The sequence below is a fragment of the Amycolatopsis sp. NPDC003676 genome, assembly GCF_053587275.1.
In genome coordinates this window covers 1-1,163 of the sequence record NZ_JBSFNS010000370.1, presented here as the reverse complement: position 1 = coordinate 1,163, position 1,163 = coordinate 1, and the positions used below count along the sequence as shown (strand labels likewise).

Below are 1,163 nucleotides of genomic sequence, written 5' to 3'. Positions count from 1 at the left end.
TGTTCTCCCGGGCCTGACAATCCGGCTGGCTTCCGTCGGGACCGGCGGGGTGCCGGGACACGACCGGCCGGGCTCACCCCGTTCCAGTACGCCGTCATGACAGTGCTTTTCGCGCTCGCGGTGGGCTGGGCCGAGTGGCGGCTCGGCACCGCGCGCACCGCGCTGGTCTGCGTCAGCGCCCAGCTGATCGGCGTGCTCGTCGCGTCGACCCTCGTCGGGGTGCTGCAACACACCCATCTCGGCTGGGCGGATCGGCTGGCCGAGGTCCGCGACGTCGGATTCACCACCGCGGCCCTCGCTGCGATCGCCGCGGCCTCGGCGACGCTGCGCTCGCCCTGGCGGCTGCGGGTGCGCGCCGTGCTGGCGGCGCACGTGTCGATCACCTTCCTGTTCGAGTCGACCTTCGCCGACCTCACGCACCTGATCGCCGTGGCGCTGTGGTTCCCGCTGGGCGAGAAGCTGTTCAGCACCACCGAGCACGGCTTCTGGCCGCGCACCCGGCGCGAGATGCGGATGCTCGCCTTCATCGGGCTGCTGCTGATCGCCGCGGTCTCGGTGCTGGTGTACTTCTTCCCGACCGACAGCCTGCTCGGCCCGACCGGGGAGGAGCGCGGCTCGCTGTGGAGCACGATCGTGACCGTCGCGGTGATCGCGGTGATCGCCGATCAGCTGCGCAAGGGCAGGCGCTGGGCCTGGTGGATCGCGATCGGCTACGGCACCGTGCACGTGGTCCTCACCCTGGTGCTGCTCGGGGTGGCCATGGGTACCGACTACGCCACAACCGGCGCGGTGACCGTCGGCACCGCGCTGCTGTGGGCGGGCGAAGTGGCCCTGCTCTACGGCGGACGCGGCGCGTTCCGGGTGCCCAACCGGCGCAAGATCACCGGCGGCGCGCTGTCGGGGACCGAGCCCGGCGCCGCGGCGCGCGCGCTGCTGGCCCGCTTCGGCGGCAGCACCATGTCGTGGATGATCACCTGGCCGGAGAACAAGTACTGGTTCGCCGCCGACGGCGAACGCTGCGTCGCCTACCAGCGGCACGCGGGCACGGTGATCGTGCTGACCGATCCGGCACCGCGCAACGGATCGTGGAGCTGCGGGTGCCGTTCACGGTGTCGCGCGAGGAAGTCGATTCGGTCGAGTGGGGCGCGAAAGACGCCGACTGG

At 71.7% G+C, this 1,163-nt stretch carries 1 pseudogene; it reads left to right on the top strand.

Features of this window, described 5'->3' with window-relative positions:
* Positions 1 to 96: 96 nt before the first annotated feature.
* Positions 97 to 1,163: pseudogene (locus ACWDNU_RS46500) on the top strand (bifunctional lysylphosphatidylglycerol flippase/synthetase MprF); the annotation flags it as partial.